The organism is Eubacterium sp. AF15-50, assembly GCF_934835595.1.
GTDB lineage: Bacteria > Bacillota > Clostridia > Lachnospirales > Lachnospiraceae > Eubacterium_G > Eubacterium_G segne.
In genome coordinates, this window is sequence record NZ_CAKVZL010000107.1 from 1 (window position 1) to 6,441 (window position 6,441).

Annotated in this window: 6 protein-coding genes and 1 pseudogene; 5 read left to right on the forward strand and 2 right to left on the reverse strand. The window is 35.2% G+C overall.

What is annotated here, in order from left to right; translation table 11 throughout:
- The 5 genes and pseudogenes from Q5O73_RS09620 to Q5O73_RS09640 all read left to right on the forward strand — a co-directional run.
- Positions 1 to 1,188 (forward strand): annotated as a pseudogene (locus Q5O73_RS09620) (hypothetical protein); the annotation flags it as partial.
- A gap of 331 nt (positions 1,189 to 1,519) precedes the next feature.
- Positions 1,520 to 2,041 (forward strand): MurR/RpiR family transcriptional regulator, encoded by a 522-nt coding sequence (locus tag Q5O73_RS09625; protein ID WP_118589559.1) that lies wholly within the window; start codon positions 1,520 to 1,522, stop codon positions 2,039 to 2,041.
- 49 nt (positions 2,042 to 2,090) lie between these two features.
- On the forward strand, positions 2,091 to 3,065 hold the full coding sequence (locus Q5O73_RS09630; protein ID WP_021952941.1) for a Gfo/Idh/MocA family protein: 975 nt from the start codon (positions 2,091 to 2,093) through the stop codon (positions 3,063 to 3,065).
- 296 nt (positions 3,066 to 3,361) lie between these two features.
- Positions 3,362 to 3,949: a YdcF family protein gene (locus tag Q5O73_RS09635; RefSeq protein WP_118589560.1), complete on the forward strand. Its 588-nt coding sequence runs from the start codon at positions 3,362 to 3,364 to the stop codon at positions 3,947 to 3,949.
- A gap of 84 nt (positions 3,950 to 4,033) precedes the next feature.
- Complete coding sequence (locus Q5O73_RS09640; protein WP_021952943.1) at positions 4,034 to 4,960, forward strand: DMT family transporter; 927 nt, start codon at positions 4,034 to 4,036, stop codon at positions 4,958 to 4,960.
- Between the two features lie 62 nt (positions 4,961 to 5,022).
- Here Q5O73_RS09640 and Q5O73_RS09645 read toward each other — a convergent pair whose 3' ends face one another.
- Together Q5O73_RS09645 and Q5O73_RS09650 are read right to left on the reverse strand one after the other, a co-directional pair.
- Positions 5,023 to 5,673: an HAD family phosphatase gene (locus Q5O73_RS09645; RefSeq protein ID WP_021952944.1), complete on the reverse strand. Its 651-nt coding sequence runs from the start codon at positions 5,671 to 5,673 to the stop codon at positions 5,023 to 5,025.
- A gap of 112 nt (positions 5,674 to 5,785) precedes the next feature.
- Positions 5,786 to 6,441, reverse strand: a 656-nt coding sequence (locus Q5O73_RS09650; protein ID WP_302669575.1) for a M3 family metallopeptidase, incomplete at its 5' end; no start/stop codon positions are given.

Sequence of the window (6,441 nt, forward strand, 5' to 3'; positions counted from 1 at the left end):
AAATTAGGTGTTGCATGGGCACCATCATCAGAAGCAAGTATTCCATCAGCAGATTCATCAGTTGTAGGTTACAATTTATATTTATTTGATGCAAAGACAGGTACACCTTACAGACGTGTATATGTGGACGGAATTACCAATTCAAATGTTATATTGGAAAGTGTATCGGCAGGTGAATATCTGGCATATTTATCAGCAGTGGATGCAGAAGGCAGAGAGTCAGCTTTGGCGGCAACATCATTTGGTCGGTCATCAAAGGTTACTGTTAAAGGTCAGTTTATAGATAATGCACAGTCATTTGACAAACCAAATCAGCCAACATTACCACTTGGACTTTCAATTTTAACAGAAGGTATAGACTATGGATTTACTATTGCATGGTCTAATGTGGCAGATTTAACAGGTCAGAGATTGAATCTTTTTGTAGATGGTGTTTGTATCAAGGTAGGAATCAATGGGAATGTGGCAAGTTACTATGAAAACAGACTTGCGACAGGTACATATGAAGTAGAAGTAAGATCACAGTATACAAGTAACAATGTAGAATCATTTGGATTAAAGAAAACTGTGTCAATTAAGGCAGACCCCGGACTCTCAGGAAGAACACCTGCAGAACTTGCAGATCCTGCATATTCAGAATACGAGGAACCAACTACAAATCCAACAACTACTGCAGAACCAACAACTACTGCAAAACCAACTTCAGAAAATGAAACAACACCAGTAGTTGAGACAACTCCATCAGTTGAGACAACACCTGAAATAGAAACTACAACTGAGAAAACAGAGACAACACCAGCAGTAGAAACTACAAAGCCAAAGGAGTCAAATACAAATGCACAAACAACAACTAAAAAACAACCAAGTCAGACTACAAAAACATCATCTGTAAAGGTTGGAAAGACAGTTGTTAAAAAAGCAATTAAAAAGAAAAATGCTAAGAAAATAAGTCTTACATTGAAGAGAGTTAAAGGCGCAACCAAGTACAATGTACAGATTGCAAAAGATAAGAACTTTAAAAAGACAATAGTGACAAAAACAACTAAGAAATTGACATATAGTGTATCAAATAGCAAGTTTAAAAAGGCTAAAAAATTGTATGCAAGAGCAAAAGCCATTGTTGTCAAAGGAAAGAAAACTTATCAGGGCAAATGGTCAAAGCCAAAGCAGGTTAAGATAAAAAAATAAAATTATAAACAGTTAAAAAGAAGGGAAAGCCAAAATCCGGTTTTCTCTTCTTTTTTAATGCTTGGAAGCAATACATTTGACACTAATGAAGCGTCAGACACCGATAAAGCAGTCATTAAAGCCTTATCTATTTAGCTAACAGTAACTACAATAAAAAAATGATGAAATGCCCAATATTCTCAACATAGATTTATTTTATTAAAACTTATGCTATAATTATACTAATGCTTTGATGTCAAAAGTTCTTTTAACACTCAAGATACAGATTGCCACTTGCCATATGCTCCTGCAATCCTCATATTAATACGAAAATAACGAAAAGGAATCATAAATGGAAAAGTCAGTTTTAAATCAAATATGTACGCTATATGATAGTTTTTTTGAAACAGAAAAGAAAATAGGCGATTATATTATCAGGAACCCCAAAGATATAGTGGATGTGACCGTTGGAGAACTGGCAGTTAAATGTCAGGTTAGCGAAGCTTCCATATCAAGATTTTGTAAAAAAATCGGGTTAAAAGGATTTCATCATTTGAAAATATCCATTGCAAAGGAACTGGTAAATAGAGAGGATAATGAAGAATACAGTAATGATATTTCAATAGACAACAAAAAACAGTCTCTGAAAAGTATTCTTGCCAATAAGGTTGCGGAATTAACCCAGACAGTTTCCATGATGGATACGGATAATCTTGATGAAATATTAAACAAAATCAATAATGCCAGAAGCGTGTTATTTGCAGCTGTGGGAAATACCATTCCCGTTGCAATGGACGGAGCCTATAAATTAAATCAAATTGGGATTCCTGCCATATCCACACCGGTTTTGGAAACACAACTTGCTTTCGTATAAGTGTATTGATGCGAAATTATATTTAATCATTTTACAGGAGGTTGGATTTATGAGAGAAATTAAATGGGCAGTACTTGGAACTGGAGTTATTGCAAATCAGATGGCTGAGGCTTTACAAAAGAACGGAAAAAGCATCTATTCAGTTGCTAACAGAACACATGAAAAGGCAGTTCAATTTGCGAAAAAATATAATATAGCCAAAGTATATGACAACATGAATGACGTATTTGATGATCCTGAGGTGGATGTGGTTTATATTACAACTCCTCACAATACACATATAGAATTTATGAAAAAGGCTATTAACCACGGAAAGCATATTCTGGTAGAAAAATCCATTACATTAAACAGCGATGAATTAAATGAAGCTTTGACGTTGGCTGATGAAAAGAATGTTGTTGTTGGAGAGGCAATGACAATATTCCATATGCCAATATATAAAGAGCTTAAAAGAATCATAGATTCCGGAACTTTAGGCAAGATAAATCTTATCACAATGAATTTTGGCAGTTTTAAGGAATACGACATGAACAATCGTTTCTTTAACAGAAATCTCGCCGGTGGAGCTATGCTGGATATAGGTGTTTATGCTCTTTCATTTATCAGATGGTTTATGGATTCTAAACCAACTAAGATTCTGTCTCAGGTAAAAACGGCACCAACCGGCGTGGATGAACAGGCCGGATTATTACTTATGAATAATGAAGGTCAGATGGCATCAGTTATGCTTTCACTTCATTCTAAACAACCTAAGAGAGGCATGATTTCCTGTGAAAAGGGATATATAGAAATTTTAGAATATCCAAGAGCCTGGGAGGCAACAATTACCGATGCAGAAACAGGTAAAACAGAAGTTATTAAAGCCGGTGAAAATGCAGACGCCCTTGCTTATGAGCTTGCTGATATGGAACGTGCAATAAACGGTGATACAGCGTGCATGCATCTTGAATATACAAAAGATGTTATGGAATTAATGACAGCCTTCAGAAAGGAATGGGGATTAAAATACCCTGAAGAAGAATAATTAAAATTTCCCTTAATATATAAAAATTCTTAACTGGCAGAACTGCATTGTGTATTGTCAACGCAGTTCTGTCATATTTATTTGTATAATCTCCACCACTAATAGTTTTTCATACATTTTTTTTCATTTATTACGACATTTATTACGACATATCCACTCAACTTTACCGACTTTCATTGGCACAACACCAAAACACAACGTTTGATATCCCCTAAAATATTTGTTATTATAAAAACATATATTTAAGTAGCAAAGAATGATAACGCTAGTGTTTTTAATATAAAAGGGCGACAGATATGGAGAAAAGAAAATTTTTATTTATAATACCGGTAATTATATTAATTTATATAATAAGTAATGTAGTCTCCATTTGCACCTACAGCAATGTTTATGAAGACAAAGAATGTGATGTGGCGATTGTATTAGGTGCGGCCTGTAATGATACAGAAGTATCTGAGGTGTACAAGCAAAGATTAAATCACGCTATTAAACTTTACAATGAAGGAAAAGTGAAGAAATTAATTGTTACCGGTGGAATAGGTGCGGGTAATACCAGAAGTGATGCTGATGTGGCAGCAGAATATTTGACTGAAAATAACATTCCCTTGGAAGATATATTTAAAGAAGATAAATCCACAATTACTCAGGAGAATTTAGAATACTCCAAAACAATAATGGATAATAATAAATTTAAAACAGCATTAATTGTAAGTGACCCACTGCATATGAAAAGGTCTATGTTATTATCAAAAGACTGTGACATAGATGCATTTTCGTCTCCTACCGACACCAGTGCATATAAAACCTTGAAATCAAAAATCCCCTTTGTAGCAAGAGAGACTTTTTTCTATATTGGTTATAAGTGGTATAAATTATTAAATTAAAGGATGCTCTTTCCCATTTGCAAAAACCCACTCCATGAAGTAAAATACTACTGTTTGTACAAATATATACATATGGAGAAATTTATGAACAGTTTAAAATTAAGACATTCACTACTTTTAATTCTTACAGCTTTTATATGGGGTGTTGCTTTTGTAGCCCAAAGTTCCGGTGGGGATGCATGTGGCCCGTATACCTTCAACTGCATCCGTTCGTTTATTGGCTCACTGGTACTTATTCCTGTTATTTTCTTTTTAAATAAGGGAAAAGGTAAGTCCGATAAAACCGAAAGAAAACTTTTAATTATTGGTGGTATTTGCTGCGGACTTGCATTGTCTCTGGCAAGCAATCTGCAACAACTTGGGTTATATCTTGGTGCATCTGCCGGTAAAGCCGGTTTTCTTACTGCCTGCTACATTCTGATTGTGCCTATACTTGGTCTTTTTCTAAAGAAAAAATGCGGTATTAATATTTGGATTGGGGTATGTCTCTCATTAGCAGGTTTATATCTTTTATGTGCCAAAGGTTCCTCTGGCTTTAATTTAGCAGATTTGCTACTGCTACTTTGTGCTTTTATTTTTTCATTACATATTTTAATTATTGATTATTTCTCACTTTTAGTAGATGGTGTTAAAATGTCCTGCATCCAGTTTTTCGTATGTGGAATCACATCAGCAGTGCCAATGTTTATTTTCGATATGAAACATTCAATAACAGGCATTTTCCAATGGATTCCACCTCTTATGACAGTTGATGTATGGATTCCTATTTTGTATGCCGGAATTTTCTCCTGCGGCGTAGCTTATACACTACAGATTATTGGACAAAAGGGTCTAAACCCTACTGTAGCCTCCCTTTTAATGAGTCTTGAATCAGTATTTTCAGTTATTGCAGGATGGATAATTTTAGGTCAGTCCATGGGTTCCCGTGAGTTAGCCGGATGCGGATTGATTTTTGTTGCCATAATTTTAGCCCAGTTACCTGCTCCCAATTTTAAAAAATATAAAAATTAATCTTTAAATAACTAAAGCCCTGCTGCAACGTCATTTATGATATTTGCAACGGGGCTTTATATTTACACAAAGGGATATTTTTCAATATAATAATCTGCAATTTCCCTTATCTTCATTTTATTACATTCAGATTTTTCATCTTCAACGGCAACCACCGTAAATCCCCCTGCTTTTGCCCCCATAACTCCTGTGAGAATATCCTCAAATACAACGCAATCCTTCTTTTCATGGTGAATACGTCTGGCGGCTTCCTCATATATGTCAGGAAAACCTTTGCCACGTTTTACCTCATCCACTGTTACAATTTCAGAAAAACAGTTAAGTATTCCTTCTCTTTCCAAAGTAGGCATAAATAACTCCCGATCTGAAGACGTAGCAACAGCCAGCTTCTTTCCCCCTTTAAAAAGGTGTGTGATATATTCCTTTGCTCCAGGCTTACATACTACTTTTTTTGCGTATTCTTCCTTTGCCATGTCAAACCATTCCCTTACCAGCTCTTCCGGTTTTTCCCCATGAAGATTAAACCGGTCAATGGTATAAACTGCCGCCTTGTAAGCCCCTAACGGAGAAATTGATTCCACATAATCCTCAGGGACATCATAGCCTCTATCTCCCAGGAATTTTATGTCAACCATATCCCATACCCATGAACTATCAAGAATGGTCCCATCTAAATCAAATATATAGCCCTTATAATTTTCATTAAATTTCATCTTATGCTCCATATTTTTTTATCAACTGCATTGTCCCTCATTACAATGCCATTAACATTGCACCTGTGTAATATCATATACTAAATTCCGGCAGGCTTCCAATAAAAAGATTTTATTTTACTATTTCTTCCATTTGGTCTAATAAATCACCAAACAGGTTAAGTGCCTGCTGTACCGGCTCTTTTTCAGCCATATTCACTCCTGCCATTTTAAGAAGGTCAATAGGATCCTTTGAACCGCCTCCTGTTAAAAACTTCATATAATCCTTAACAGCACTTTCCCCTTCATTCATTATTTTCTTAGAAAGGGCTATTGCCGCTGAAATTCCCGTTGCATATTGATAAACATAAAACGGATTATAGAAATGTGGTATTCTCGCCCATTCCAAAGCGATTTCATCGTCCGATACCATTTCTTCTCCAAAATATTCTTTATTTAAATTCAAATATGTTTCACAAAGAAGGTCACTTGTTAAAGTTTCTCCCTGCTCTACCATATGATGAGTTATTTTTTCAAACTCAGCAAACATTGTCTGACGATACAGCGTTCCCTTAAATTGCTCAAGAAAATGATTAATAAGATAAGCTTTCGTATCCCTGTCATCAGTGTTTTTCAGCAAATGATGTATTAAAAGTGACTCATTACATGTAGATGCCACCTCTGCCACAAAAATACGGTATCCTGCATTAATATATGGTTGTGTTGTATCGGAATAATATGAATGAAGAGCATGCCCCATTTCGTGTGCTAGAGTAAACACGTCATCAA